Source organism: Mycobacterium sp. MMS18-G62 (genome assembly GCF_053877835.1).
The window spans coordinates 2492197-2517035 of the sequence record NZ_CM132662.1 but is presented as its reverse complement, the minus strand read 5'-3'; the positions used below and the strand labels follow the sequence as shown (position 1 = coordinate 2517035).

Sequence of the window (24839 nt, the reverse complement as noted above, 5' to 3'; positions counted from 1 at the left end):
CTGACGGCGTGCGGACTGGACGCAGGGAGGCGGTGGCGGTCACCGTCGGCGCGCTGCTCGTCGTCGCGGCGTTCGTCGTCCCGCACCTGCATCTCGGCCTCGTCACACCGCTGATCCACGCCTCGGCGGCACGGATCCACGCGTTCGCCGACACAGCGCCGATCTTCGGATGGTGGAACGCCCACGTCGGCTGGGGCACGGTTCCCGCGATCGTCATCGGCGTGGCCGCGGTGCTGTGGGGACAAGCCATCGCAACGACACTGCCCTGGCGAGCCGTGCCATGGGTGACATGGGCGGTCTCGGGGGGATGGGCGTTTTCACTGGCGATGATCGACGGCTGGCACCGCGGTTTCGCGCATCGGCTGGAAACGCAGCACGAGTACCTGCGCCAAGTGCCGACCATCAGGGACGTCGGCGAAGCGGTGCGCACATTTGCCAGCAGAATCCCTGACTTTCAACCGAATTCGTGGATCACCCACGTGTCGGGACATCCTCCGGGTGCACTGCTGACGTTCGTATGGCTGGACCGCATCGGGCTTGGCGGGGGCGCATGGGCTGGGCTGCTGTGCCTGCTGGCCGGGTCCAGCGCGGCCGCGGCGATCGTCGTCGCGATACGCGCACTCAACGATGAACGCACCGCTCGGCTGGTGGCGCCGTTCGTGGCGGTGGCGCCAACGGCCATCTGGATCGCAGTCTCGGCCGACGGCTACTTCGCCGGTGTGGCCGCATGGGGCATTGCATTGTTGGCGTTGGCCGCTCGCCAGGATGTGCGCGTGCCCGTGCTCGCGGCCGTCGGCTCCGGACTGTTGTTGGGCTGGGGCATCTTTCTGAATTACGGCCTGGCCCTGATGGCTGTGCTCGCCGTCGCAGTGTTGATCACGGCAGCGGACTGGCGATCGGCGGTCCGCGCATTCGTGCCGGCTGTGCTTGCCGCCTTGGCCGTGGTCGCGGTGTTCGCTCTTGCGGGCTTCTGGTGGTTCGACGGCTATACGCTTGTACAGCAACGCTATTGGCAGGGCATCGCCAACGACCGCCCGTTCCAGTACTGGTCGTGGGCGAACTTCGCATCGGTGGTGTGCGCGATCGGGCTTGGAAGCGTGGCGGGCATCGGCCGCGCGTTCGACATCGCTGCTCTCAAGCGGCGCTCCGGACTGCACCTGGTCGTGCTGGCCGCCTTGTTGGCGATCACGTTCGCCGACCTGTCCATGCTGAGCAAGGCTGAAACAGAACGCATCTGGCTGCCGTTCACGGTGTGGCTGACCGCGGCGGGTGCGCTGTTGCCGGTGAGGTCACATCGCTGGTGGCTGGCGCTCAACGTGGTCGGCGCTCTGCTGCTCAACCACTTCATCCTGACCAACTGGTAGTCGATCGCGGTGTTATCGCCGAGATCGACACCAGGGCTGCGGCGATCTCCTTTGCGGCGGCCATGCACAGCCCTCATGTCAATCTCGACGCTAGCTTCGCGAAGAGGGTGCAGTACTACGCACACGCCGGTGCACCGTTCTGGCCAGGTAGTACACCGGCACCCACGCCCAGACGATCGCGAGCGAAACCCAGAGCCCGAGAGGGTAATTCCGGTCCAGCACCGTCATGTTGTCCGGCCGCATGCCGGGCTTCCCGTACACCGGGATCGCCAGGAACACCAGGATGACGCTGCAGAATGCGGCGACCGCGATCGGCGGCCACCAGTTACCTGGGATCAGCCGTCGGCCTGCGAATCCCAACGCCACGCACAGCGGGGCGAACAGGGCGTCGTGCAGCACCACCCCGACAAGCGCCCACACCACGATCCGCATGATGATCACCGGCGGGTTCTCCCACACCAGCACGGCTCCATAGGTTCCGAGCGCAAAGCCGAGGACTACCAGAACGACCCTCATTGGACGACCTCGATTCGCGACAGCCATTTCGTCTGCAGCACACCGGGTCTCGTCGGTGCGATCAGCCTGCACGGATACCCGTGGTCCAAGTCCAGCGTCTGCCCGTTGAGCTTCAACGCGATCAGCGACTTGGAGTCGCCGGCATGCCGGGCGGGCAGCGTGGTCCGCGAGTACGGTCCCGGCGGCTCGAGAGAGATCATCCGCACATCCGAGTTACGTGAGCCGCCGACAGCGCTGATGAGGTCGGCCAGCACGACACCCGTCCACTCAGCGTCGGCGCTCCACCCTTCGACGCAGGCGATCGGCAGCCGGTGCGTCACCTGCGGCATCGCCTGAAGGTCGGCGAGGCTGAATGCGCGGATCGTCGACCCGTTCGTCACCGTCAGCCGATAGTCCGGCGACCGTGCGCTGCGCAGCACGCCCGCCGCGATCGCCGACCGATTCACCGGAACACCTTGCGGCCCTTTTCCGGAGCGCGGTGCCAACACCGAGACCTTGCGCAACAGCGGCACGGTCTGGCCCGCGGTCACCACCGTCGCAAGGGCGACCGCGAGCCAGGTGCCGCGCAGCACTGTCCGTCGCGTCGGGCCGGCGAGGTCAGGCATGTCATCGACTGGCTCGCCCAGCGCGCGCCTGATGATCGGCAGCTTCACTCCGATATGCACCAGCACCGCGCCGGCCGCAACGTAGGCCATGGCGTAATGGCTGGTCGTGAAGAAGAACTTGAACGCATACCACTGGGCGATGTTGAGCAGACCAGTCGACAGCTGAAACAGCATGGACCCGACGAGCACGAGGATCGACAGACGCTCGATTTGCCGAACCAAACCGCCAATGATCGGACGTTCGAACAGCTTTGGCCAAACCGACCACAGCTTGACAACGATCAGCGGAATCGCCGCGATACCGGAGATGACGTGCAGGCCCTGGGTGACCCGGTACAACCACACCGGACGCGTCGGCCAGAAGAACCACGGCTGCGGATGCTGGATGAAGTGACTGATCAGACCGGTGACAAAACACACGGCCACAGCGATCCCCAGTGCCGTCCCGACGCGTGCGGTGACCGCGGTGCCTCGCAGTGTGGTGGTTTTCATGTCGCCGCCAGGCTGGCAACCACACGGCGGCCGATGGGGTGAACGCCCGACACCGCAAGGCCAACCTCGTCGGCCAGCCGGGTTACGCAATCAACGCCGACCGACGCCCACCGGAACCAGGGGCCGATCGTGCGCGACGATTCCAGGCGCACCCATCCGGCGTGGATTCCTTGTGTAGCCGAGTCGAATTCGGCCACACAGTGCCCACCGTGCCGCAGCAGTTCGCCAGCCCGCCGCAGGATCCGCCACGGGTCACCGCCGAGGCCGACATTGCCGTCGGCCAGCAGCACCGTGTGCCAACGACCCGTGCCCGGTAGTGGCTCGAACACGTCACGACGCAAGGCCGGTGCGCCACTGCGACGAGCCAGCGCGACCGCGGTCGCGGACTGGTCGACGCCTAACGCGGGTACACCACGATTGATCAGGCGCGCCACCAAACGGCCGGGGCCGCAACCCAGGTCGATCGTCGGCCCGTCACACATTCCGACGACGGCGCGGTCGAACGACGCATCGGCATGGTTGCCACCGAGCCAGCTGCGCACCGGGAGGGCGTCCAGCCTGCCGTCGTCGTGGCGAAGCCAGCAGCGCTCGCCGTCGAGGGCGCGGTCGTAGAGATTACCGAGCATGGGACACGCCCTCGGTCGCACGCGCGAACCGGCTTCCGGGCGCGCACGCGCGGCGCACCACCTCGACATCGTCGATGGTGTCGACATCGGCCAGCGTTTCAACCAGGCTCACGTGTATACCCGTGTCGCCGAGCGCCGTCAGCGTTACAGCGCCTGTGTCGGATCGGGACATCGGTATCGCGCGCAGGCAGTCGGCCATCTGGGCCTCCGATACGCCGAGCACCCACCAGCCACCGTCACGAGCCAGTCCGAGCACGGCATCGGCGGCGAGGAGTTCCCGTGCGCAGTCCCCGATCAGTTCGTCGGTCACTTGCGGCGTGTCCATCCCGATCTGCAGCACCGGCAGCCCGGTGGCTGCAGCGGCGTCGGCGTGCGCATTGGCCAGCCGCGAGGCGAAGTCGGCCCCGCGCTGCGGCACAACAGTGAAGTCCGCAAGCCGCTCGCGGATTTCGTCACCGGCGCTCGCCGCGTCCAGATCTCCCGTCAGCGCCACCACCCGCGCCTGAATCGGCGCGGCGGCCACCGCATCCAAGGTGTCCAGCAGTGCCGCCGCGGCAATGTCCGCGGCCAGTTGATCACCGACGCCGGCCGCCAGTCTGGTCTTCGCAAGGCCGGGCACCGGCGCCTTGGCCACCACAAGCACCGCGACGGGGATCACGAAATCACCCGCCAAAAGTCCACCGCCGCAATAACACTCCCTCGCAGCGAACCGCTCACCTTGGACCGACCGCCGGTGCGAGGGCCGTAGGAGACGTCACGCTCGACCACCCGCCAGCCCGCCTGCGCCGCCCGCACCAACAGTTCCAGGGGATATCCCGATCGCCGGTCCGTCACCCCCAGCGCCAGCAGCGCCTCACGCCGGGCGACGCGCATCGGTGCGATGTCGTGCACCGGCAGCCCGTAGCGCGTGCGCAGCCGCCAACACACCGCGGCGGTGCCAAGGCGCGCATGCCACGGCCACCGCAATCCGCGCACCGGCCGTCGCCGTCCAATCACCATCTCCGCGTCGTCGAGCTCGGACACCAACGCGGGGAGCTCGCCCGGATCGAGTGAGCCGTCCGCATCGAGCACCGCCACGATCGGCGTCGTCGCCGCCTCCACACCGGCATGCACTGCCGAGCCGTAGCCCGGTCGCGGTTCGGCAACCACGTCGGCGCCGTGCTGCCTCGCCACCTCCGCGGTGTCGTCGGTGCTGTTGTTGTCGACGACGAGCGCCAGATAGCCGTCGGGCATGGCCGAAAGCACACCTGGGAGCGATGCCGCCTCGTTGAGGCAGGGCAGCACCACGGTGACCTCGGGCATATCTGTGGACGGTAGGCCGTCCAAGCCGCGCTCGGCAACGAATGAACAGTGACAGAACCATGACATCGGCGCTGGTAACGGCGCCGCGAGATTAAGGTCGGGAGCTATGACGCGGGTATTGATCGCCGACGACGACACCGTCGTACGCGACGTGGTGCGGCGCTATCTCGAGCGCGATGGCCTCGACGTGTCGATCGCCCGCGACGGCAACGAAGCGCTGCGGCTGCTCGGCTCCGAGCGGATCGACGTCGCGGTGCTCGACGTGATGATGCCTGGACCCGACGGGCTCACCCTGTGCCGCAGCCTGTCGCAGCGCGGTGACTACACCGTCCCGGTGATCCTGTTGACGGCGCTCGGCGAAGAGGACGACCGCATCGCCGGACTCGAGGCGGGGGCTGACGACTACCTGACCAAGCCGTTCAGCCCGCGCGAACTCGCGTTGCGGGTGAGGTCGGTGTTGCGGCGTGCGCCGTCGCCGGTCGGTGTGCTGCCGCTGGACATCACGGTCGGCGATCTGACGGTGTCGACCGCGGCGCGATCGGTGACCGTCAACGAAGAACCGGTGAGCCTGACCAACCGGGAGTTCGACCTGCTGATGTTCTTCCTCACCCACACCGACACCGTGTTCTCCCGCGAGGAGCTCTTAAAGCAGGTGTGGCGCTGGGACTTTGGCGACCTGTCCACCGTCACCGTGCACGTGAAGCGGCTGCGGTCCAAATTGGGCGACCACCATCGGGTGCAGACCGTGTGGGGCCGCGGCTACCTGTGGAGCAGCAGTGCCGGGGAATGACTTCTGGGAGATCGTCGGGTGGGCCCTGGCCTGTTCGGTCCCCGTCGTGCTGGCCGGGGCGCTGATCATCCGCCTGGCCCGGTCCTGGTCGCTGGCGGTCAGCATGGTGGCGCTGGTATTGATCCCTGTGCTGGCGACATTCACCGGCGTCCTTGGCGCCAGCGGATTCATGATCACCGAGACGTTCGAGCGCACCGCCGTCGTTCTGGTCATCGTGTCCATCGTGACGATCCCGGCGGCGGTGATGCTGGCCCGCTATCAGGCGCGGCGCACGGTGTGGGAGGCCGAAATCCGCGACTCGGAGCGGGCGGCCGAGCACTCACGGCGCAGGCTGGTCGCGTTTGTCAGCCACGACCTGCGCACGCCGCTGGCAGGCATTCGCGCGGTGTCCGAGGCGATCGCCGACGGAGTTGTGCCCGACGACGAAGTGCGAGTACACGCCAAACATATTGAGCAAGAATCGATTCGGCTCTCCGAGATGGTCGACGATCTGTTCGAGATGTCGAAGATCAACGCCGGGGCCGTGCAACCGGCGTTCGACAAGGTCGCGCTGGACGAGGTCATCGACGACGTGCTGGCGGCACACCGGATCGCCGCCGAGCGTGCCGGTGTGCTGTTGAAGGCGGAACTGCCGGACACGCCGGTGCGGGTGCTCGGCAGCGACCGAGCGCTGGTGCGGGTGTTGTCGAACCTGGTCGCGAACGCGATTGCGCACACACCCGAAGGCGGTCGCGTATCACTGGCGCTCGGCGCCGACGAAAACGGTGCGTGGGCCCGCGTCGACGACACCGGCGTCGGGATCGACGAAGCCGATCTGCCGCGCGTGTTCGACGTCGCTTATCGCGGCTCCAATGACCGGGTTCCGCGGGCCGACTCGTCGCTGCCGAGCGGATCGGGGCTGGGCCTGGCCATTGCCGCGGGCCTGGTGCAGGCGCATCGCGGCACGCTGTCGGCGCACAACCTGACCACCGGCGCGCGGTTCGAGGTGCGGCTGCCGCTGGCGGACTAGGCGCGGCTCTGGGGTGAGTGTGTACTTGATACACGTTTTTTCTCCCGATCGCGTGCATTAACTCCACACTCGTCTCCCGCAGAACGTATGCGGGTTCAGCCGCGCGACTAGTTCACCGCGAGCACACGCCAGGATCCGGGAACGCCTTTCAACTCGTGGTCACCGCGGTCGGTGAACGCGATTCGCGAGCCCAGCACAAGCGGTGGAATCACACCCGAGACGAGAACGTCGCCTGACCCGGCAAGCGACATGATGCGTGCGGCGATGTGCACCGCGATGCCGTGCACGTCGCCGTCGGCCATTTCCACTTCACCTGTGTGCAGGCCGGCCCGGATGGTCAGGCCCAGGTTCTCTACGGCATCGCGGATGCGGCAGGCACATTCGATCGCCCGAGCCGGCCCATCGAATGTCGCGAGCACGCCGTCGCCGGTGAATTTCACGACGACGCCGCGTGCATCCGCTACATGCCTCGCGACGAGGTCGTCGTGGGCAGCAAGGGACGACGTCCACGCGGCGTCGCCGACGTGTGCCGCGCGCCGAGTCGATCCGACGATGTCAGTGAAAAGCACAGTCGCCAGCACACGATTCGACGGCGTGGCGCCGCGCTCGCCGGTGAGAAAGGCCTCGATCTCGTCCAATACGCGGTCTGCATCGCCGGCGAAAAAGACATGGTCGTCGCCGTCGAACTCCACTAGTCGCGCGTGCCCGATCCGCTCGGCGAGGTCCCGTGCATGCTCGCCAGGCACTTGGCGGTCGCCGCGCCGGCGCAGCAGCAGCGTCGGCGCCTGGATGCTGTCGAGCGCCGGGCGGACGTCGGTGCGCACGAACACCTCGAACATCGCCTTGAAGTAACCCGGGCCGCCGGACAGCCGCTCATTGCGCGCGCACCAACGTCGCTTCGCGGCGTCACCCGCCCAGCTCGGCGCGACCGAGTCGGTACGCGCCTCGGTCCCAACGACTTCCCCGAAGCGGTCGATATGCGTGGCGAGGGCCGGCTCTGGCACCCCGAAGGGATGGTCGTCAGCGCGGGCGAACCGCGCGAACGGACTCCAGAGCACCAACGAACGCACCCGCTGAGGATGGCTCGCGGCCAGGAGCATGACGGGAAGCGCCGACCCGGCCATCGCGAATATCGAGGCGCGCTCGCTGCCGGCGGCGTCGAGGACTGCGAGGAGCCCGTCGGTCCACGATTGCATCGCGGGTCGCTCGTTGATCAACACCGCGTCGGAGCTTCCGGCCCCGAGCAGGTCGGTCAGGATCACTCGACTGAACGACGCCAGGCGGCGCAGTTGGGCGGCGACGGCCGGGTCGTCCCACAACAGGTCGATCGGGAACATCCCGGTAGGGACGAACAGGAGATCGTGGTCGTGATCGCCGACGACCTGATATGCGAGGTGGGCGTCGTCGTCGCGTGCGTAGAGCGTCTCGGGCGGCCCCGCCATGACTAGAGCATGCCACCGATGACGGCCTTGTTTTTGAGCGATCTTTCTATTAACGTCGTTAACATGGCTACGACGAGCTCACGCAAGGCGCTACGCAAGTTCAAATTCGAGCGACGGGTGGGCCGGATGGTCGCGAACCCACTGGTCGCAACGCTGGACCGGCTGGGCATCCGCTCATCGCTAGTGGTCGAGCTGGAGACCACCGGCGCCAAGTCCGGCCAGCCGCGCCGGGTGCCGCTGACCGGCCGCGCCGACGACAAGGGTGTATGGGTGATCTCGCAGCACGGCCGTCGCGCGGGCTGGGCACACAACATCACTGCCAACCCGAGGGTTCGCGTCAAGGTCAACAATCAATGGCGCAGCGGCACAGCCACTTTCGAGCCCGATGACGATGTGCGCGCCCGGGCCCGCAGCATCGGCGGCGACGGCAAGCTCAGCCAGTCCGCGGCCGCGCTGACCATGCGTGCGATGGAGAGCGATCCGATCTCGGTTCGGATCACCTTCGACGACTAATCCGGCAGCGAGTTGCTCAGCCGTTCCGTCGCGGCCAGGTAGTCCTCGATGAATTCGCGCACCACCTCACGAGCGGGCTTGACCTTGTTCATCAGACCGACGCCCTGGCCGACGAAGTAGGTGGCCAACGCCTGGGCACCCGGATGACCCTGCGAGGCCAGCGCGTCGACGCGTCGAATCACCGGCTCGCACAACATCGACTGCAGCGGTAGCGGCAACGGCCGCTGACCACCCTCATGCGGCAGCCACGCCTCGGTCCAGTCCGACACCAACTGGCGCGCGGGCTTGCCCGTACGTCCCGCCGAGCGGACGGTATCGCGTGACGACGCGGCCAACATCTTCTGCACGGTGTGCGGCGCCGTCTCCGCCTCCTCGGTCGTCAACCACACCGAACCGGTCCACGCACCGTCGGCGCCCATCGCGACGGCCGCAGCCATCTGCCTGCCGGTGACGATCCCGCCCGCCGCCAACACGGGGATTTTGCTGCCGATCGCCGCCACAGCTTCGATCACCTCGGGGATCAACACCATCGTCGTCACCTCGCCACAGTGGCCGCCGGCCTCGGTGCCCTGCGCGACGATCAGGTCGACTCCGGCCCGAACCTGTTTGACGGCATGCTCTTTGGCGCCGACGAGCGCGGCCACCGGGACGCCCCGCTCCTTGCCCGCGTCGATCATGTAACCCGGCGGTACGCCGAGCGCGTTGGCGATCAGCTTGATCGGATGGCTGAACGCGACGTCGAGCAGGTCCTGGCCGGTGTCACCGGAGAGGAACGACGGCCCGATCCGCGGCTTCTCCTCGGGTTCGATGCCGTGTTCGGCGAGCAGGTCGGCGACGAAGCCCCGGTACGTGTCGGGGATCCGCTCGGCGAGCTGACCGCGCGACAGGTTCTCCCCCTTACCCTCGAACTTGGCCGGCACGATGAGGTCGACGCCGTAGGACTTCCCGCCGACGTGGTCGTCGATCCACGCCAGCTCCTGGTCGAGCTGATCGGGCGTGAACGCCGTCGCCCCCAGCACACCGAACCCGCCGGCGTTGCTCACCGCGGCCACGACGTCGCGGCAGTGGCTGAACGCGAAGAGCGGGAAATCGATACCGAACTGCTCACAGATGGCTGGTTTCACACCACCAGTATTACTAAGTCAGATCTGTCGCCGACAGGAACCTCGCGATCTCGTCGAGCACTGGTGTCGGCTCAGGATCGTTGTGCCCAGCGCCGGGAACCAGCAGCCATCGCTTCGGCTCGGCCGCCGCGTCGTAGAGCCGTCGGCTCAGTGCGGCCGGGACGATGTCGTCGCGATCGCCCGCGATCACCAAAACCGGCGCCTTCACCGACGCGACACGCTCGATCGACGGATACCGGTCCATGAGGAGCCGCCGCGCGGGCAGCCACGGGTAGTGCACGGCCGCCACGTCGGCCAGCGACGTGAACGGTGACCGCAGCACCAGCGCCGCAGGCGGATGCTGCGCGGCGAGGCCGATCGCCACTGCGGCGCCGAGGGATTCACCGAAGTACGCCACGCGCTCGACGCCGGCCTGCGCGGCCAGCCACTTCCACGCAGCACGGGCGTCGGCGGCCAAACCCTCCTCAGAAGGGCTGCCAGGGTTGCCACCGTATCCGCGGTAGTCGAACAACAGCACCGACAGACCCCTCCGGTTCAGCGCCGCCGCGACCGTGGTCCGCATCGACCTGTCCCCCGCGTTGCCATTGCACACCAACACGGCAGTGTGGCCGGCGGGAAAGTACCAGGCGCCCAAGCGGATTCCGTCTTCGGTGTCGAGCACGACATCGCTACCGCCAGGCAGCACCGAATGGGCCGCCGGCACCGGGCCGGGCGACGGGAAGTAGATCAGCCGCCGCTGCTGGGACCAAAGCCGACTGAGCATTTACGCCCGCAGTGGTGCGAAAGCGAACTCTCGCAGCCCGTCGCGTGGGTCGACCGCCGCACGGAAACCTAGCACCTGCGCGGCGCGGGCGGGATTGGCGACGATGTGGCGTACATCGCCGCTGCGGTATTGGCCGGTGACAAGCGGCGCCGCGTCGCCGCGGGTATCGCACAATTCGGTGGCCACCTCCAGGATCGAGATCGGCCGACCGGAACAGACGTTGAACGCGTCGAAACCGCCGAGCTGAGCTTCGACTGCTGCGACGTTCGCGGCGGCTATGTCGTCGACGTGAACGAAGTCGCGCATCTGACCGCCGTCTTCAAAAACCCTTGGCACGTCGCCTGCTTCGAGCTCGGAGCGGAAGATCGCGGCGACGCCTGAATACGGGGTATCGCGCGGCATGTTGGGGCCGTACACGTTGTGATAGCGCAGCGCGACCACCGATCCGCTCGTCGATTCCGCCCACGCCAACGCATAGTGCTCCTGGGCGACCTTGCTCGCGGCGTACAGGCTGCGCGGCCGCAGCGGTGCATCCTCGTCGACGAGCCGCCACTGCACCTGCTCGCCGCCGACCGGGCAACGATGTTCGAACACACCGGAATCCAGGTCGGCGCGGCGGCGCGGCAGCGGTTCGACCACGCCGTGCTCGGGGCATTCGTAGCGGCCCTGCCCGTAGACCACCATCGACGAGGCCAGCACCAATCGCTGACAATTCGCCGCGAACATCTCGGCCAGCAACACGCTTGTGCCGTAGTCGTTGTGGCTGCCGTAGGACGGCGCATCACCGGCGTCGACGCCCGCGCCGACGACCGCGGCCTGATGACACACCACGTCGACGCCGCGCAGCAGCGGCGCCAGCGCGCTCGCGTCGCGGACGTCGACGTGGTGCACGCCGGCAGGCAATTCGGCGTCCGGGCCGTGCGCAGCGGGAAGCATCGCGTCGAGCGCGACGACCTCGTGGTCCGCATCGGCGAGCGCGGTGGCGACCCGCGCTCCGATGAACCCGGCCGCGCCGGTCAGCAGCACTCTCATGGCAGGTCGAATGGCAACTCGACGCCATCATGTGGCAGGCAGTGGGTGCACGTTCGCTCGGAGTCCACTTGATCTATCGCCTCGTGCACAAGCTTCTTGAACGGCACCAGGTTGCGTTCGAACTCGGCGAACACGTCCACCGCGCGCACGCCCTCGCCCGTCGAGATGCCCGCGTCCAGGTCGGTCACCAAAGCGATGGCGGCATAACACATTTCGAGTTCGCGGGCCAGCACCGCCTCCGGATAACCGGTCATGTTGACCAGCGCGAAGCCCTGGTTCGCGAACCACTGGCTCTCCGCGCGGGTGGAAAACCGCGGACCCTGGATCACCACCATCGTGCCGCCGTCGACAACTCCCGGCAGGTCGGTCACCGCCGCTCGCAGCGTCGGGCAGTAGGGGTCGGCGAACCCGACGTGGATACCGCCCGAGTCGAAGTAGGTGTCGTCGCGGCCGCTGGTGCGGTCGACGAGTTGATCGGGCACCACCATGGCACCGGGCCCGAGCTCCGGCGTGAGGCTGCCGACCGCGCACGGCCCGAAGATCCGGCGCACGCCCAACGCGCGCAGCGCCCACATGTTCGCGCGGTACGGCACGATGTGCGGGGAGAACTCATGGTTCACACCGTGGCGTGGCAGGAACGCGACCTCGTGCTTGCCGATGGCGCCAACGGTGATCGGCGCGCTTGGCGGGCCGTACGGCGTGTCCAGGCTGACGCTGCGGGCGTCGGAACCGAAGAACGTATAGAAGCCGCTGCCGCCGATGACTCCCAGCATTTGACCATTGTCGGTCATGCGGCGACGCCGGTGCGGCGGCACGGCGTGGCGAAAGTCTGACGCCCGGCGGCGGTGTTTAACTCACGCTGTGAGCACTCCGGCCACTCACGACAGGCGGGGTCACGTTGTTGCCCGCATCCTCATCGCCGGGCTGGCGGGAGCGGTCGCGGGCGTCATCGTCGGTGAAACGACGAGATGGCGCTACGGCCCAGCGGTGGGATGGATCCTCGCGGCGGCGATCTACGTCGCGTGGACCTGGCTGAAGATCATCCGGATGGACCCGCCCGAAACCCAAGAGCACGCGACTGAGGCGGGCGGCGACTCGACTCGACAGGTAACCGAGATCTTCGTGCTTCTCGCAAGCGTCGCGAGCCTGGGCGGGGTGGCCCTACTGCTGACCGCGAGCAACACGAAGGGGCTCGACGCCGACATGGCGGCACTCGTCGGTGTGTTGAGCGTGGCCACCTCGTGGGCCGTCGTGCACACCGTGTACGCGCTGCGCTATGCGAAGCAGTACTTCCAAGACCCCGTTGGCGGCGTCGATTTCGGCTACACCCCGACCTATCGCGACTTCGCGTATCTCGCGTTCACCGTAGGGATGACCTACCAAGTGTCGGATACCGACTTGAAGAATTCGCCGATGCGTCGCGTCGCGTTGCAGCACGCCATGCTGTCGTATGTGTTCGGCACGGTCATTCTCGCCATCACCATCAACCTGGTTGTGAATCTGGGCAACTCCGGGACCTGACCCTGGCATGGCACGATGGCGCTCGTGGCCAGTTTCGCCGAATGGGTCGAGGGTGCTCGTCCCCGGACGCTGCCCAACGCGGTCTCCCCGGTGATCGCAGGGACAGGTGCTGCGGCCTGGCTGCATGGCGCATGTTGGTGGAAGGCGTTGCTGGCGTTGCTCGTCGCGGTGGCGATGATCGTCGGAGTCAACTACGCCAACGACTACTCCGACGGCATCCGCGGCACCGACGATGTGCGGGCCGGGCCGCTGCGCCTCGTGGGCTCGCGGCTGGCGTCGCCGCGCGCGGTGCTGACGGCCGCAGTCGTGAGCCTTGGCGTCGCCGCCGTCGCTGGTGTGGTGCTGGCGTTGTTCAGCGCGCCGTGGCTGATCGCGGTAGGCGCGGTGTGCATCGCCGGTGCGTGGCTCTACACGGGCGGCTCCAAGCCGTACGGCTATCTGGGCCTGGGCGAGGTCGCGGTGTTCGTGTTTTTCGGGCTCGTCGCGGTGCTCGGCACGCAGTACACGCAGGCGCTGCGGGTCGATTGGGTGGGGCTGGCGATGGCGGTGGCGATGGGTTCTCTGTCGTCTGCGGTGCTGGTCGCCAACAACCTGCGCGACATCCCGACCGACAAGGAGTCCGGCAAGATCACTCTGGCCGTGCGGCTGGGGGACGCGCGCACCCGGTTGCTCTACCAGGCACTGGTTGTCGCGGCGTTCATTCTGACGTTGGTGCTGATGCTTGCGAAGCCATGGTGTGCGGTCGGATTCGTGGCCTTACCGCTCGCACTGCGCGCAGCCGCACCGGTGCGAAAAGGCTTGGGCGGCAAGGGCCTTATCCCCGTGCTGCGCGATACGGGCCTCACCATGCTGGTGTGGGCGCTTGCGGTCGCGTCCGCATTGGCTTTCGGCTAGGCGGCCTTGTCGAGCAGGTCGACGATCGCGCCGCGCAAGACGGAACTTCCGACATGTTCGGTGATCAAGCCGACGGTGAACTTGTCCCCGCCTCGAAAGATGCCGAGGATGATGTGTTCGCAGCCGATGTAGCTGTCTTTGTGCGCCAAGGCTTCTCGCAGTGCCAGCTCCAGCACCTTCTTCGCGGGTTGGGTGAACGGAATGCGCCCGCGACGGCGCCTTCGCCTGCCGGACTTGGGCATTGCACTGTCGAAAGTGCCTGCGCCGAACGTCTGGTCGACCTTGTCGCGGACTGCACGCAGATCGATGCCGATCAACCGAAGCGACTCTGCATCGGCGTCAAAACAGGCGTCTGCCGAGGACTCCGTGACCGCCATCCGATCGCGAACGGCACCAGGGGTCAGGCCGTATCCGTCGAGCACTCGCGCGAGATCTCGACTTGCACTTTGCAGTGTGCCAACGAGTAGATGTTCGGGTCCTACTTCGTCCGAGTTGAGCTCGCGGGCCTCCTCCTGGGCAAGCACGACTGCGACACGGGCGCTGCGGCTGAACCGCTCGAGCATCGTCATTTCCTCCGGTTGTATTTCTGATGCACGGCCTGGCGGCTGACCCCAATGGCGTCGGCGATGTCCTGCCAACTCCAGCCATGGTCACGGGCATTAGCGACGTGGATCTTCTCCACGCCTTCATTCAGTCGCCGCAACGCGAAGACCGCGCCTAACCCCACCGCAGGGTCGCCGCTACTGAGGCCGTCGACGATCTCGCTCAACGAATCGAGGTCTGCCATACCTGTCAAGATACGCTGACGAAGGGATGTGTCAAGGAAATTTGACGCTCAACCTGCGATCCCCGGTCGACGGCGGCTCCACACAACCGAATCCGGCGCCGATGGCAAGTGCAACAAAGGGATTGGCCGTGCAGACGGCCCACCCCGACTGTCGCCCGGAGAGCCAACGTGCCCGATGTCGCCAGTGTTGACGGGCATAAAGTTCTTACCGCTGCCCTTACCCGGCATTACCCGTTAGCAGCAAACCTTGCTGACTCATGTGTGAGTTCGTTGCAAGATTGGTGCGACTGCGCCGATTTTTTCGGCGCGGAGAGGACAGATATGTGCGCCGTCCAGGTTGTCGTCGCAGACGACGATGTCCTGCTGCGCGAAGGTTTGGCCAGTCTGCTCGACCGCTCCGGTTTCGAGGTGGTGGGTCAGGCCGGCGATGCCGCGGAGCTGCTCGCCTTGGTGCGCGGGAGCAAGCCTCAACTCGCGATAGTCGACATCCGCATGCCGCCGACCCACACCACCGAGGGATTGGATGCCGCGCGGGTGATCCGGGCGGAATCGCCCGACACCGGCATTCTGGTGTTGTCCGCGCACGTGGACGTCGAGCACGCGACCGAACTGCTGACCAGCGGCCGCGCCATCGGCTACCTGCTCAAGACCCGAGTCACCGACGTCGCCGACTTCCTCGACACGCTCGACCGCATCGCCAAGGGCGCATCGGTCGTCGACCCTGCTCTTGTGCAGGAATTGGTCTCGGCCCGTCGGCGCAACGATCCCCTGGCCGCCCTGAGCGCGCGTGAACACGAGGTCTTGATGCTGATGGCCGAGGGTCGGTCGAACGCCGGCATCGCCAGGCGGCTATGGGTTACCGAGGGCACCGTCGAAAAGCACGTGCGCAGCATTCTGACCAAGCTCAACCTGCCCGAGACCGGCGACGACCACCGGCGTGTGCTGGCAGTGATCACCTATCTCGAGGCCCGATGACCGACCAGATCGCGGATCGCGTCCGGCGACAGGCTGATCTTCTGCACGAAGCCAACAGCCGGGCTGCTATCGATCATCTCGGCGAAATCGGCCTCGGTGTAGGTGGAGACCAGGATGACGGCTAACGAGTTCGGCGTGCTCGCTCGATGAAGCCGTTCGGTGAGCTCGAATCCGTCTTCCCCGCCGAGGTTCACGTCGACCAGGGCCACGTCGGGGTGCGAATCCTCGTAACACCTCAGCGCCTCAGCACCATTGGACGCCACACCGACAACGTCGATCCCCGCGCCCCGCAGCATCGCGCTCGCGGCGTCGCGAAAATCGGCGCTGTCATCAACTATCAAACATCGCACGTCGCACTCCGCGGCAATACACGGACACAGCATCGCAGATCCGGTGTTGCATGCGCATTCCCGCTAACTGGAAGTCTGCTGGCAATCGGCCGCCGAACACACGCAATAAACATCGGTCCGTCCTGTGTTGCAGATCGAGAATGAGCCTTCACCCGGATACCCCGCGATCGCGGGAAACCAACCGCACTCGGCTGTCGTTTCGCCAGCGATTGCTGGCGGTCGTGCTGCGGCCGGTGGCCCCACCGACATGGCTGGGCATCGTGGTCGCCGTCGCCTTCATCACCTTCGAAACGGTGTTGGTATACCAACTCCAGCGCGTCACACCCGATAACGCGTTCGGCGCCTTGTTCCTGCTCGGTGTGCTCGTCGTTTCCGCAGGGTGGGATTTCTGGCTCGCGGTGGGGACGTCGCTCGCGAGCGCGTTGGTCTACGTGTACTTCCACATGGACACCAGCGGGGGGTTCATGCCTTTGGAGCTCCAGGACGCCGTCTCGATCCTGATCTTCCTTCCGGTGGCGCTGCTGGCCAACATCCTTGCCGGCCAGGCCCGGCTGCGAGCGGCGGAATCGGAACTGCGTCGACGCGAGGCGAGCGCCCTCGCAGAGCAACAAGCCGCGTTGCGTCGTGTCGCCACGCTTGTTGCCCGCGGCGCTCCCCCGTCCGACGTGTATCCAGTCGCAGTCGCCGAGCTATCCCACGGTCTCGGTATCGACAACGTGGCGCTGATGCGCTACGAGCCTGATCAGGCTGTGGTGCTGCTGGCCTCCCGCGACCAGCACGACATGGCGAAAATGTCCATCGGAGAACATATTCCGCTCGACGGTGACAACGTCGCCGCGATGATCAAACAAACGGCCGCGCCGGCACGGATGGACAGCTTCGACGGTGCAGCCGGTCCGGCCGCCGAGCGCATCCGCGGACTCGGGCTGCGCTCCGCAGTCGGCGCCCCCATCGTCGTCGACGGCCGTGTTTGGGGCGCACTCGTCATCGGTTCGTCGCAAACCGAGCCAATGCCGCCGGAAACCGAGGCCCGCGTCGGGGATTTCGCGGACCTGGTCGCCACCGCGATCGCCAACGCCGAAACCCGCGCCGAGCTCACCGCGTCGCGCGTCCGCATCGTCACCGCGGCCGATCAGGCCCGCAGAGGCTTCGAACGCGACCTGCATGACGGCGCGCAACAACGACTGATCTCGCTCGGTCTGAAACTGCGTGCGCTCGAGGCGGCGATACCGCCCGAACGGGCAGATCTGCGCGGCGAGGTGTCTCATATCGTGGACGGTGTGTCCGGTGTATCGACGGACCTACAAGAGATCTCGCGCGGAATCCATCCCGCCATCCTGTCGCGAGGCGGCCTCGGCCCGGCGATCAAGACCCTCGCCCGACGCTCGGCGGTACCGGTTGAGATGGACCTCGACGTTGACCGGCGGCTGCCGGAAACCGTCGAAGTGGCCGCGTATTACGTTGTCGCCGAGGCGCTGACCAATGCCGCCAAGCACGCGAACGCTTCGGTTGTCACGGTGGAAGCTTCGCTCGACGAGAGGCAACTGCACCTCACGATCCGAGACGACGGAGTCGGGGGCGCAGCGGCGGGCGGCGGTTCAGGCCTCATCGGACTCAAGGACCGCGTCGAAGCGCTTGCGGGGCGCTTGGACATCGCCAGCGAGGCCGGCAGCGGGACGACATTGACGGTCGTCATCCCGCTGCGGCCCGAATAGCTCTGCGGCACTGCGCGGTTCAGTGACCGCCGTGATGGAACAGCAGCCCGTACCCTCCGAAGAACGGGTACATCGGCTGATATTCGATGGGCGGCGGCGTCGCGGTGACTTGGGCGTTACCAGCTGATTGGCACACGCTTGCCGTTCCGCTCGATGTGCACGTCGGGGCCGCCTCGGCCAGCGGTGCGAACGCGATAGCCACCGCGCCTGCTCCCGCGGCCAGCAGCGGTGTGATGAAGGTCCGAATTCTCATGACGGCGTTACTCCTTTGTTGCCATGCCTAAGTTGGCAATTCCCAGAGTCGTCCGCGCGCCGGCCGAGGTCGTCGAAGCTGACCCCCAACTTGCTCTACCCGTTAACCCCCAGAGCATCGAACAGCCGATCGACGTCGTTCTCGGTGTTGTAGAGATGGAAGCCGACGCGCACCGCACCGGCGCGCACCGAGGCGCGGATGCCGGCGATACGAAGGCGCTCGGCGGCGTCGGCGATCGGAATCGACACGATGGCCGAATTCTGCTGCGGCAGCTCCAGTTCACCGCGTACGCGATCGGCAAGTCCAAGGGCATGCGCCTCGACGGCGGCGCGGTCCAACGAAGCCATCCACGGCAGTGTCAACCCGGCGCCGAGTACGGAAAACCACGTGGGTGAGGTGTCGAAGCGTCGCGCACTGTCCGCCAGCCGCAGCGGCAGACCGTAGATCGTCTGCCACGGCTGCTCACCGGCATACCAGTTGGCGGCATGCGGCGTCATGATGCGACTTGCCCTGTCGCTCAACGACATCCACGCGGTTCCCCGCGGCGCCAGCAACCATTTGTAGACGGCGCCCGCGGTGACATCGGCCCAGCCGACATCGACCTGCTTCCAGCCGAGCGCCTGAGTGACGTCGATCACCGTCAGCGTGTCGGTGCCCGCCACGGTCTCGCGCAATGCGTCCGCGTCGAGCACCGCGCCGTTCGCCGACTGCACCACGCTTGCCGTCACCACGTCGAAATCCGAAGCCGCCGAAACCAATTCGTCTGCACTCAGCTCGGTAATCGTGACGCCGCGGCCAGCCTGGGCGGCGAACGGAAAGGTGGTGCTGGTGAACTCGCCAGCCAGCGTGGCCACCCGGCTGCCGTCGGGAATGGCCGCGGCGACCAGACCCAGCACGGCCGAAACGGTGCCGCCCATGGCGACCGAGTCCACGGGCACACCCGTCAAGGCGGCATAGCCCGCGCGTCCGGCGGTGACTTGTGCGTCGAACGACGGGACGTCCATCGTGCCCGCCTGCCACTGGCCGATGCACTCCTGCAGAGCGTCGATGACGAACCGGGGCGGCAGTCCATACGTCGGCGTATTGAGAAACCCGTCGGCACCGACGAATTCAGCTCCGAACGCCTCTCGAGCCAATACCGCCGTCATTCGGCGGCTGGCGGTTCGGTACCGGACGGCTGCTCGCCGCGTAGCCGGGCCTGCAGCTGCTGTCGATCCTTGCGCCTGCGCTCGTCGAAGGCGGCCATGCTGGCGGTGGCACGCCGCCGCAGCGGGGCGAACATCCAGATCCCCAGCGGCAGTGCGATCACCAACGCGAACAGCAGCGCCACCACCAACGGAAAATCGCGCAAGCCGAGCAAATGTGCAGCACCGAAGATCACCGCTGTCAGGACAACAACGAGCAGCAGCCGTGCCAGCACGTACGCGAGCAGGTCCAGCACTAGGCGTGATCGGCGCCGTTCCTCAGTCACGAAACCGAGCGTACCGACGGCGCGTATATTCATTTCAAGGAGGTTTTTGTGGCGTATTTGCTCCTGATTCTTGTTCTGGCCATATTGATCTACGTTGGCTGGCGGCTCGTGCGGGCCACGAGCCGGCCGAAGACGCGCGTGATCGGCCCGGACGACGACCCGGATTTTCTGCGGCGGCTCGGCCACGGGGACAACAACCCCCGGCCGTAGAGCTACTCCGATCGGCCGCCCGGCTTCGATGCACCGGGGAAGCCGTCAGCCACCACTGCCGCCAGTTCGATCAACGCCTCCCTGGTTTCCGGACGCAAACGCTCGAGGCTGATCTCGGCACCTTCCTCCAGATGCGGGTCGAAAGGCACCTGCCGCACCGCCCGGCACCGCCGCGAGAAGTGGTCGACGACTTTCTTCATGTCGACCTTGCCGGACCGAGGTCGCACCGCGTTGATGACGGCGATCGAGTTGCTCACCAAGTCCTGGTGGCCGTGCGCGTCGAGCCAGTCCAAGGTGGCTGAGGCGCTGCGCGCGCCGTCGACCGAACCCGAGCTGATGACGACCAGCACGTCAGCCTTGGCCAGCACCGCCGACATCGCCGAGTGCATCAGACCCGTACCGCAGTCCGTGAGCACCAAGCTATAGAACCGCTCGAGTACCTCCAGCGTGCGGGTGTAGTCGTCGGAGCTGAACGCTTCCGACACGGCCGGGTCTTGTTCGGATGCGAGCACCTCCAGCCGGCTCGGGCCCTGCGACGTATAGGCGCGCACGTCGCTGTACGCCTGGATGCCCTCGGCGTCACGCAGCAGATGCCGCACCGTGGCCGGCGTTTCCAGCGGAACCTTCTGACTCAATGTGCCGCGGTCGGGGTTGGCGTCGACAGCCACCACGCGATCGCCGCGGGTCGACGCGAACGTCGCTCCGAGCGTCGCGGTGATCGTCGTCTTGCCGACGCCGCCCTTCAGCGACAGCAACGCGATCCGGTAGCAGCCGCGCAGCGGCCGCTGTACCTGCGTGATGAGGTCGTTGCGGTGGTTGACCTTCGGGCTCTCGCCAAGGTTGATCAACTTGAAGGACGCCACATACAGCCATTTGCGCCAGCCCTCCGACGGCGCCTGTTTCGGTTTGCCCAAAAGCGCGACCGTCGACAGATCCAGGTAGGGCGGCGGGTCCTGAGGTGGTTGCGCGGGCGGGACGGAAGTCAGGTTCAGCGGCAAGCCGTTCGGCGGTGTGGGGGCCGTCCACTCCGGCGGCACCTCGATCGCCGGATCGCTGAACCGCTGCTGCGCCCGAAAGCCACCCGGCTGGTCAGACAACGGCTAACTCCCCTCTCATCAGCGGTTGGTGCGCGGTCAGCCGACCCCGGCGTACGAATGCAGCCCGACGGTCACCAGGTTGATGAAGAACAGGTTGAATACCATCGCGACGAAGCCGACGACGTTGATCCAGGCGGCCTTCTTATCGCGCCAGCCGGCCGTCGACCGCGCATGTAGATAGGCGGCGTAGACCACCCACGCGATGAACGACACCGTCTCCTTGGGGTCCCAGCCCCAATAACGGCCCCAGGCCTCTTCGGCCCAGATCGCGCCGAAGATGACACCGAACCCGAACACCGGGAACGCGAAAATCGTTGTGCGGTAAGCGATGCGGTCCAGCGTCTGCGCGTCCGGCAAGCGCTGGAGCACACGTGCCAACGTGCCCTCGCGATCGGCTGCGCCCAGCGGTGACATCTTGAGCAGGAACAGAATGCTGGCCACGCCGGCCACCAGGAACACCCCTGACCCGAGGCTGACGACCGAGACGTGGATCGGCAGCCAGTAGGACTGCAGGGCCGGCATCACCGGTGCGGCGTTGGTGTAGAGCCAGCGACCGGAAACCGTCAGCAGGATCAGCACAGGAACGAGTACGAAAACCCACAGCGCCCGGTATTGCGGGCGGCGGAGCACGATCGCGGCGGCGACCAGACCCGACAAGCAGGTCAGGTTGATGAACTCGTACATGTTGCCCCACGGCACCCGCAGGGTGGCCGCACCGCGCAGCACGATGCACACCAGCAGCAGTCCGATGCCGACGTAGGTCAGGGCAAGGCCGGCCTTGCCGACGCGCTCGTCGAGCGGACGCTTCGGCTCGTCGGCGACGACGCCCGGGGTGCTGCTGTCCGCGCCGACCGTGGCGCTGACGAGCTCGCGGGATTCCACCTTGCGGCCGCGGCTGTACGCCAGCTCGACGGCGAGCAGCAGCAGCGCAGCGACCAGCACGACCACCGACGACGTAAAGGCCCAGTCGGAATAGCGGGCCAGCCCGATGTCGATGTGCTCGGTGTTCATCAGACCTTCTCCTTAGCGGCTGTCGCGTCGCTGCCGTCGAGTAGCCGCTTCGACAGTCGCTCGAACTCGTCGCCCCATCCGGAGTTGTCGGTGCGCGCCAAGCCGCCCAGCTCGACGCTTACCGTACCTGGACCTGCGGGTGCCAGCCGAACCCAGATCCGGCGGCGGCGCACGACGAGCGACACCAGCAGCCCGCCCATCATCGTCAGGGCGAACACGAGCACCCACACCTGGGCGGGATCGTGGGACACCTGCAGATTGACGAACGGCACGGCGCCGTCGAAACGCACGATCGTGCCGTCGTCGAGGCGGGTCTGTTCGCCGGCGCGCAGGTTGATCCTGGCCTTCTTGCTTAACCGGCCCTGGCCGATGAGCTTGGGGTCGAGCGCGAACAACGACTGCGGCGCGCCGGTGTCCAGGCCGGTGTCGCCCTTGTAGATGTCGATCGCGACGGCCGGGTTGTTGGCGGCGGGGAAGCTCGACGACAGCAGCGTCCCGTCGAGCTGCTCCGTCGGCGCGAACAGACCCTGGATGGCGATCTGGTTCTTGCGGCGTTCACCGGCGTCGGGATACGTGCCGCCCGGTGGGTCGAACCGCATGGCGCCCGACGACAGCAGCGTGATCGGGCTCTCGGGCCGCCATTGCAGGGTCTGGGTGCGCGTCTGGCCGTCGGGGAACGTCACGCTGAAAGTCGGTGCGTAGCCGTGGCCCTGCAGGTACACGCGGTCGCCGCCGATGCGCAGAGGTTCGTTGACCTTGAGCCGGTACGGCCGCCACGTGTCGGTGTTCAGGTTGGCGCCGGCCTGGTAGTCGATGTTGGCGGCGAACGACGTGGCCTGCCCTGACGGCAGGTAGTGGGCCTGGAAGTCGTTGACACGCAGGCAGATTGGATTCAGATCTGTGCCGTCGACGGTGTTGCCGGCGCGGAACGAGTCGAACGCGGCGGGCGATGCCGAGCAGAATCCGGGGCCGCCGTCGGCGATGACGATGACGTTGCCCTCGTAGCCGAACAGCTTGCCAGCGGCGACGGCGACAAGCAGGCCAAGCAGTGAGAAGTGGAAGACGATGTTGCCGAATTCGCGCAGATAGCCCTTCTCCGCACAAATCTCTACGGTCTCGCCGTCCTTGCGGGTGACCCTTCGCCACCCGCGTAGATGGTTCGACATCTGTTCAGCGACGGCATCGGGGTCTCCGGACGCCGTCGCCTCATGGTGTTTGGGCAACCGGCTGAGGTTGCGCGGTGCGGCAACAGGTGTGGCGCGCAGGCTGCGGGCGTGCTCGACGAGGCGCGGTGTCAGGCAGCCGACCAGCGAGACGAACAGCAGCGCGTAGATCGCTGTGAACCAGAAGCTGGAGAACACCTCGAATGCCTGCAGTCGGTCCAGCCACGGCCCGATCCTCGGATGGTCGGCGATGTACTGCTCGACCTTCGACTCGTTGAGGCTGCGCTGCGGCAGCAAGGCGCCGGGAATAGCGCCCAGTGCGAGCAGGAACAGCAGCACCAGCGCCGTGCCCATCGACGTCAGGGTGCGCCAGGTGTTGCGTACCAGCGCGAGCAGACGCAAAAGGCCCCCGACACGCCGTGTTTCGGGGACTTTTGCGTCCGCTCGCGGGGAAACGTTCGTCATATCGGCAATGTCACATCGCTGACGAAGGCGTCGCGGACCCACGACACGAAGCTGTCCCACAGACCGGTCACCAGCGCGGCGCCGACCAGGATCAGCAGCACGCCGCCGAAGATCTGGATGGCGCGGGTATGCCGGCGCAGCCAGCCGAGGCCACGCACCGCCCACGCCGACCCAAAGGCCAACAGCACGAACGGTATTCCCAGTCCCAGGCAGTAGGCGACGACGAGAACCACGCCGCGGGCTACGTTCGCGCCGTCGGTCGCCGACGCCACCGCGATCACCCCGGTCAGCGTCGGGCCCAGGCATGGCGTCCAGCCAAGACCGAAGACAGCGCCGAGCAGCGGCGCGCCGCCGATTGTCGAGATCTGACGCGGAGTAAACCTTGCTTCCCGCTGCAACGCTGGGATGAAGCCGACGAACACCAGGCCCATCACGATGGTGATCACCCCGCCGATGCGTTGCAGCAGAAGCTGATTGGTGATCAGCGACGTTGTCATGCCAAGGACCGCGACGGTGCCGAGCACGAACACCGCGGTGAAGCCCGCCACGAACAGCAGCGCCGCCCCGGCGACGCGTAGACGCGCCGTACGCACAGCGACGCGTCCCTGTTCTTCCTCCACCCCGACAACAGCCGCGAGGTATGACAGGTAGCCGGGCACCAACGGCACCACGCACGGCGACGCGAACGAGACGAGCCCCGCCGACACCGACACGCACAGCGCCAGCAGCAGCGGACCGCCGGCGATCAGCTCGTTGACATGGTCGAGCGTCATTTCTCGGCCGCCAGGCGCTGCACGACCGGCAGCAGATCGTCGGCGAGAAGTTCACGCAGGAACACCGCGGCGACGCGGTGGTGGCGGTCGAGCACCACCGTCGACGGGATCACGGTGGTCGGGTACTTACCGCCGAACGCGATCATCGTCCGCATCGGCGGGTCGTAGATCGACGGGAACGTGACCTTGCGATCGACGATGAAATCGCGTGCGGCGTCGCGGTTGTTGTCACGGACGTCGATGCCGAGAAACTCGACACCCTGCGCGCGGGTGGCGTCGTAGACCTTTTGCAACTGGGTGATCTCGGTGCGGCACGGTCCGCACCACTGTCCCCACACGTTGATCACCACGACCTTGCCTGCGAAGTGGTCGAGGGAGATGGTCTTTGCAGGGTCCATCAGCTCGGGCCCGGCCAAAGAGCCTGGGCGGCCGCGGCTTTCGGGAGGGTCGTAGAAAATGTCGGTCTTACCGCCGGGTGCGACGAATTCGAAGGTGCCGCCCTGAGCGACGGCGTCATGGCCGGTGGAGCACGCGGTGAGCGCGACCATCGCCGCGCTTACCAACATGACCACCGAC

The 24839-nt window shown here is 66.8% G+C and carries 30 protein-coding genes; 9 read left to right on the top strand and 21 right to left on the bottom strand.

The features are described 5' to 3' along the window. The first annotated feature begins 8 nt into the window (after positions 1–8). Positions 9–1364, top strand: a complete 1356-nt coding sequence (locus tag ACWW36_RS12635) for a hypothetical protein (protein ID WP_456141862.1) — start codon at positions 9–11, stop codon at positions 1362–1364. A 90-nt stretch (positions 1365–1454) separates the two neighbouring features. On the opposite strand, the gene ACWW36_RS12630 is transcribed toward ACWW36_RS12635, so the two are convergent. Genes ACWW36_RS12630 through ACWW36_RS12610 form a run of 5 tightly spaced genes read right to left on the bottom strand, consistent with a single transcriptional unit; the run spans position 1455 to position 4905 of the window. After that, on the bottom strand, positions 1455–1880 hold the full coding sequence (locus ACWW36_RS12630) for a hypothetical protein (RefSeq protein WP_456141861.1): 426 nt from the start codon (positions 1878–1880) through the stop codon (positions 1455–1457). Further along, positions 1877–2977, bottom strand: a complete 1101-nt coding sequence (locus ACWW36_RS12625) for a molybdopterin-dependent oxidoreductase (RefSeq protein ID WP_456141860.1) — start codon at positions 2975–2977, stop codon at positions 1877–1879. Before ACWW36_RS12625 ends, ACWW36_RS12630 begins: the two co-directional genes overlap by 4 nt. Next, entirely contained in the window at positions 2974–3603 is a 630-nt protein-coding gene (locus ACWW36_RS12620; RefSeq protein ID WP_456141859.1) for a methyltransferase domain-containing protein, read from the bottom strand. The genes ACWW36_RS12625 and ACWW36_RS12620 overlap by 4 nt, the downstream gene beginning before the upstream one ends. After that, complete coding sequence (locus ACWW36_RS12615; RefSeq protein WP_456141858.1) at positions 3593–4261, bottom strand: TIGR04282 family arsenosugar biosynthesis glycosyltransferase; 669 nt, start codon at positions 4259–4261, stop codon at positions 3593–3595. Before ACWW36_RS12615 ends, ACWW36_RS12620 begins: the two co-directional genes overlap by 11 nt. Beyond that, entirely contained in the window at positions 4258–4905 is a 648-nt protein-coding gene (locus tag ACWW36_RS12610) for a glycosyltransferase family 2 protein (RefSeq protein ID WP_456141857.1), read from the bottom strand. The genes ACWW36_RS12615 and ACWW36_RS12610 overlap by 4 nt, the downstream gene beginning before the upstream one ends. Before the next feature lie 106 nt (positions 4906–5011). On the opposite strand from ACWW36_RS12610, the gene ACWW36_RS12605 reads away from it, so the two are divergent. Both ACWW36_RS12605 and ACWW36_RS12600 read left to right on the top strand, forming a co-directional pair. Then, positions 5012–5695, top strand: coding sequence for a response regulator transcription factor (locus ACWW36_RS12605; RefSeq protein WP_456141856.1), 684 nt, complete (start codon positions 5012–5014; stop codon positions 5693–5695). Further along, positions 5682–6704: a sensor histidine kinase gene (locus tag ACWW36_RS12600; RefSeq protein ID WP_456141855.1), complete on the top strand. Its 1023-nt coding sequence runs from the start codon at positions 5682–5684 to the stop codon at positions 6702–6704. The genes ACWW36_RS12605 and ACWW36_RS12600 overlap by 14 nt, the downstream gene beginning before the upstream one ends. Positions 6705–6811: 107 nt before the next feature. Here the strand turns inward: ACWW36_RS12600 and ACWW36_RS12595 are convergent, their stop codons facing one another. After that, the gene (locus tag ACWW36_RS12595) at positions 6812–8146 is read right to left on the bottom strand and encodes an adenylate/guanylate cyclase domain-containing protein (RefSeq protein ID WP_456141854.1); all 1335 of its coding nucleotides are present in this window, start codon (positions 8144–8146) and stop codon (positions 6812–6814) included. 63 nt (positions 8147–8209) lie between these two features. Between ACWW36_RS12595 and ACWW36_RS12590 the strand changes: the two genes are divergently transcribed. Then, the gene (locus tag ACWW36_RS12590) at positions 8210–8659 is read left to right on the top strand and encodes a nitroreductase family deazaflavin-dependent oxidoreductase (protein ID WP_456141853.1); all 450 of its coding nucleotides are present in this window, start codon (positions 8210–8212) and stop codon (positions 8657–8659) included. On the opposite strand, the gene ACWW36_RS12585 is transcribed toward ACWW36_RS12590, so the two are convergent. Genes ACWW36_RS12585 through ACWW36_RS12570 form a run of 4 tightly spaced genes read right to left on the bottom strand, consistent with a single transcriptional unit; the run spans position 8656 to position 12351 of the window. Then, positions 8656–9783, bottom strand: coding sequence for an NAD(P)H-dependent flavin oxidoreductase (locus ACWW36_RS12585; RefSeq protein ID WP_456141852.1), 1128 nt, complete (start codon positions 9781–9783; stop codon positions 8656–8658). The two genes, ACWW36_RS12590 and ACWW36_RS12585, sit on opposite strands and share 4 nt — an antisense overlap. Before the next feature lie 13 nt (positions 9784–9796). Beyond that, positions 9797–10546: an alpha/beta hydrolase gene (locus ACWW36_RS12580; RefSeq protein ID WP_456141851.1), complete on the bottom strand. Its 750-nt coding sequence runs from the start codon at positions 10544–10546 to the stop codon at positions 9797–9799. Beyond that, positions 10547–11578 (bottom strand): NAD-dependent epimerase/dehydratase family protein, encoded by a 1032-nt coding sequence (locus ACWW36_RS12575; RefSeq protein ID WP_456141850.1) that lies wholly within the window; start codon positions 11576–11578, stop codon positions 10547–10549. Continuing rightward, complete coding sequence (locus ACWW36_RS12570) at positions 11575–12351, bottom strand: S-methyl-5'-thioadenosine phosphorylase (protein WP_456142468.1); 777 nt, start codon at positions 12349–12351, stop codon at positions 11575–11577. Before ACWW36_RS12570 ends, ACWW36_RS12575 begins: the two co-directional genes overlap by 4 nt. A gap of 88 nt (positions 12352–12439) precedes the next feature. Here ACWW36_RS12570 and ACWW36_RS12565 point away from each other — a divergent pair, with 88 nt between their 5' ends. Further along, the gene (locus ACWW36_RS12565) at positions 12440–13099 is read left to right on the top strand and encodes a DUF1345 domain-containing protein (RefSeq protein WP_456141849.1); all 660 of its coding nucleotides are present in this window, start codon (positions 12440–12442) and stop codon (positions 13097–13099) included. Positions 13100–13123: 24 nt separating this feature from the next. Next, complete coding sequence (locus ACWW36_RS12560; RefSeq protein ID WP_456142467.1) at positions 13124–13993, top strand: 1,4-dihydroxy-2-naphthoate polyprenyltransferase; 870 nt, start codon at positions 13124–13126, stop codon at positions 13991–13993. Here the strand turns inward: ACWW36_RS12560 and ACWW36_RS12555 are convergent. Continuing rightward, entirely contained in the window at positions 13990–14556 is a 567-nt protein-coding gene (locus ACWW36_RS12555; RefSeq protein ID WP_456142466.1) for a Clp protease N-terminal domain-containing protein, read from the bottom strand. The genes ACWW36_RS12560 and ACWW36_RS12555 overlap by 4 nt on opposite strands. 2 nt (positions 14557–14558) lie before the next feature. Continuing rightward, a complete protein-coding gene (locus ACWW36_RS12550; protein WP_456141848.1) occupies positions 14559–14780 on the bottom strand; it encodes a helix-turn-helix domain-containing protein in 222 nt (73 codons plus the stop codon). A gap of 321 nt (positions 14781–15101) precedes the next feature. Between ACWW36_RS12550 and ACWW36_RS12545 the strand changes: the two genes are divergently transcribed. After that, positions 15102–15755 carry a response regulator gene (locus ACWW36_RS12545; RefSeq protein WP_456141847.1) on the top strand — a complete coding sequence of 218 codons (654 nt, stop codon included), beginning with the start codon at positions 15102–15104 and terminating at the stop codon, positions 15753–15755. Here the strand turns inward: ACWW36_RS12545 and ACWW36_RS12540 are convergent. After that, on the bottom strand, positions 15737–16105 hold the full coding sequence (locus ACWW36_RS12540; protein ID WP_456141846.1) for a response regulator: 369 nt from the start codon (positions 16103–16105) through the stop codon (positions 15737–15739). The genes ACWW36_RS12545 and ACWW36_RS12540 overlap by 19 nt on opposite strands. Positions 16106–16245: 140 nt before the next feature. Between ACWW36_RS12540 and ACWW36_RS12535 the strand changes: the two genes are divergently transcribed. Beyond that, positions 16246–17820, top strand: coding sequence for a sensor histidine kinase (locus ACWW36_RS12535; protein ID WP_456141845.1), 1575 nt, complete (start codon positions 16246–16248; stop codon positions 17818–17820). 19 nt (positions 17821–17839) lie between these two features. Here ACWW36_RS12535 and ACWW36_RS12530 read toward each other — a convergent pair whose 3' ends face one another. The 3 genes from ACWW36_RS12530 to ACWW36_RS12520 all read right to left on the bottom strand — a co-directional run bounded on the left by ACWW36_RS12530 (position 17840) and on the right by ACWW36_RS12520 (position 19544). Continuing rightward, complete coding sequence (locus tag ACWW36_RS12530; RefSeq protein WP_456141844.1) at positions 17840–18073, bottom strand: hypothetical protein; 234 nt, start codon at positions 18071–18073, stop codon at positions 17840–17842. Positions 18074–18168: 95 nt separating this feature from the next. Continuing rightward, positions 18169–19221, bottom strand: coding sequence for an aminotransferase class V-fold PLP-dependent enzyme (locus tag ACWW36_RS12525; protein ID WP_456141843.1), 1053 nt, complete (start codon positions 19219–19221; stop codon positions 18169–18171). After that, the gene (locus ACWW36_RS12520) at positions 19218–19544 is read right to left on the bottom strand and encodes a DUF4229 domain-containing protein (RefSeq protein WP_456141842.1); all 327 of its coding nucleotides are present in this window, start codon (positions 19542–19544) and stop codon (positions 19218–19220) included. The genes ACWW36_RS12525 and ACWW36_RS12520 overlap by 4 nt, the downstream gene beginning before the upstream one ends. A 48-nt stretch (positions 19545–19592) precedes the next feature. On the opposite strand from ACWW36_RS12520, the gene ACWW36_RS12515 reads away from it, so the two are divergent. Beyond that, entirely contained in the window at positions 19593–19754 is a 162-nt protein-coding gene (locus tag ACWW36_RS12515; RefSeq protein WP_456141841.1) for a hypothetical protein, read from the top strand. 2 nt (positions 19755–19756) lie between these two features. On the opposite strand, the gene ACWW36_RS12510 is transcribed toward ACWW36_RS12515, so the two are convergent. The 5 genes from ACWW36_RS12510 to ACWW36_RS12490 all read right to left on the bottom strand — a co-directional run bounded on the left by ACWW36_RS12510 (position 19757) and on the right by ACWW36_RS12490 (position 24829). Next, positions 19757–20851, bottom strand: coding sequence for a MinD/ParA family ATP-binding protein (locus ACWW36_RS12510; protein WP_456141840.1), 1095 nt, complete (start codon positions 20849–20851; stop codon positions 19757–19759). A gap of 36 nt (positions 20852–20887) precedes the next feature. Continuing rightward, positions 20888–21862: a c-type cytochrome biogenesis protein CcsB gene (ccsB, locus tag ACWW36_RS12505; RefSeq protein ID WP_456141839.1), complete on the bottom strand. Its 975-nt coding sequence runs from the start codon at positions 21860–21862 to the stop codon at positions 20888–20890. After that, entirely contained in the window at positions 21862–23379 is a 1518-nt protein-coding gene (gene resB / locus ACWW36_RS12500; RefSeq protein WP_456142465.1) for a cytochrome c biogenesis protein ResB, read from the bottom strand. Before resB ends, ccsB begins: the two co-directional genes overlap by 1 nt. A gap of 107 nt (positions 23380–23486) precedes the next feature. After that, the gene (locus tag ACWW36_RS12495; protein WP_456141838.1) at positions 23487–24263 is read right to left on the bottom strand and encodes a cytochrome c biogenesis CcdA family protein; all 777 of its coding nucleotides are present in this window, start codon (positions 24261–24263) and stop codon (positions 23487–23489) included. After that, entirely contained in the window at positions 24260–24829 is a 570-nt protein-coding gene (locus ACWW36_RS12490; RefSeq protein WP_456142464.1) for a TlpA disulfide reductase family protein, read from the bottom strand. Before ACWW36_RS12490 ends, ACWW36_RS12495 begins: the two co-directional genes overlap by 4 nt. Positions 24830–24839: the final 10 nt, after the last annotated feature.

Coding starts and splice junctions, on each gene's coding strand:
- ACWW36_RS12630 (WP_456141861.1), bottom strand. CDS start 1,880: ATGAGGGTCGTTCTGGTAGTCCTCGGCTTTGCGCTCGGAACCTATGGA.
- ACWW36_RS12625 (WP_456141860.1), bottom strand. CDS start 2,977: ATGAAAACCACCACACTGCGAGGCACCGCGGTCACCGCACGCGTCGGG.
- ACWW36_RS12620 (WP_456141859.1), bottom strand. CDS start 3,603: ATGCTCGGTAATCTCTACGACCGCGCCCTCGACGGCGAGCGCTGCTGG.
- ACWW36_RS12610 (WP_456141857.1), bottom strand. CDS start 4,905: ATGCCCGAGGTCACCGTGGTGCTGCCCTGCCTCAACGAGGCGGCATCG.
- ACWW36_RS12605 (WP_456141856.1), top strand. CDS start 5,012: ATGACGCGGGTATTGATCGCCGACGACGACACCGTCGTACGCGACGTG.
- ACWW36_RS12595 (WP_456141854.1), bottom strand. CDS start 8,146: ATGGCGGGGCCGCCCGAGACGCTCTACGCACGCGACGACGACGCCCAC.
- ACWW36_RS12590 (WP_456141853.1), top strand. CDS start 8,210: ATGGCTACGACGAGCTCACGCAAGGCGCTACGCAAGTTCAAATTCGAG.
- ACWW36_RS12580 (WP_456141851.1), bottom strand. CDS start 10,546: ATGCTCAGTCGGCTTTGGTCCCAGCAGCGGCGGCTGATCTACTTCCCG.
- ACWW36_RS12575 (WP_456141850.1), bottom strand. CDS start 11,578: ATGAGAGTGCTGCTGACCGGCGCGGCCGGGTTCATCGGAGCGCGGGTC.
- ACWW36_RS12570 (WP_456142468.1), bottom strand. CDS start 12,351: ATGCTGGGAGTCATCGGCGGCAGCGGCTTCTATACGTTCTTCGGTTCC.
- ACWW36_RS12555 (WP_456142466.1), bottom strand. CDS start 14,556: ATGCTCGAGCGGTTCAGCCGCAGCGCCCGTGTCGCAGTCGTGCTTGCC.
- ACWW36_RS12550 (WP_456141848.1), bottom strand. CDS start 14,780: ATGGCAGACCTCGATTCGTTGAGCGAGATCGTCGACGGCCTCAGTAGC.
- ACWW36_RS12545 (WP_456141847.1), top strand. CDS start 15,102: ATGTGCGCCGTCCAGGTTGTCGTCGCAGACGACGATGTCCTGCTGCGC.
- ACWW36_RS12535 (WP_456141845.1), top strand. CDS start 16,246: ATGAGCCTTCACCCGGATACCCCGCGATCGCGGGAAACCAACCGCACT.
- ACWW36_RS12530 (WP_456141844.1), bottom strand. CDS start 18,073: ATGAGAATTCGGACCTTCATCACACCGCTGCTGGCCGCGGGAGCAGGC.
- ACWW36_RS12525 (WP_456141843.1), bottom strand. CDS start 19,221: ATGACGGCGGTATTGGCTCGAGAGGCGTTCGGAGCTGAATTCGTCGGT.
- ccsB (WP_456141839.1), bottom strand. CDS start 21,862: ATGAACACCGAGCACATCGACATCGGGCTGGCCCGCTATTCCGACTGG.
- resB (WP_456142465.1), bottom strand. CDS start 23,379: ATGGGCACGGCGCTGGTGCTGCTGTTCCTGCTCGCACTGGGCGCTATT.
- ACWW36_RS12495 (WP_456141838.1), bottom strand. CDS start 24,263: ATGACGCTCGACCATGTCAACGAGCTGATCGCCGGCGGTCCGCTGCTG.
- ACWW36_RS12490 (WP_456142464.1), bottom strand. CDS start 24,829: ATGTTGGTAAGCGCGGCGATGGTCGCGCTCACCGCGTGCTCCACCGGC.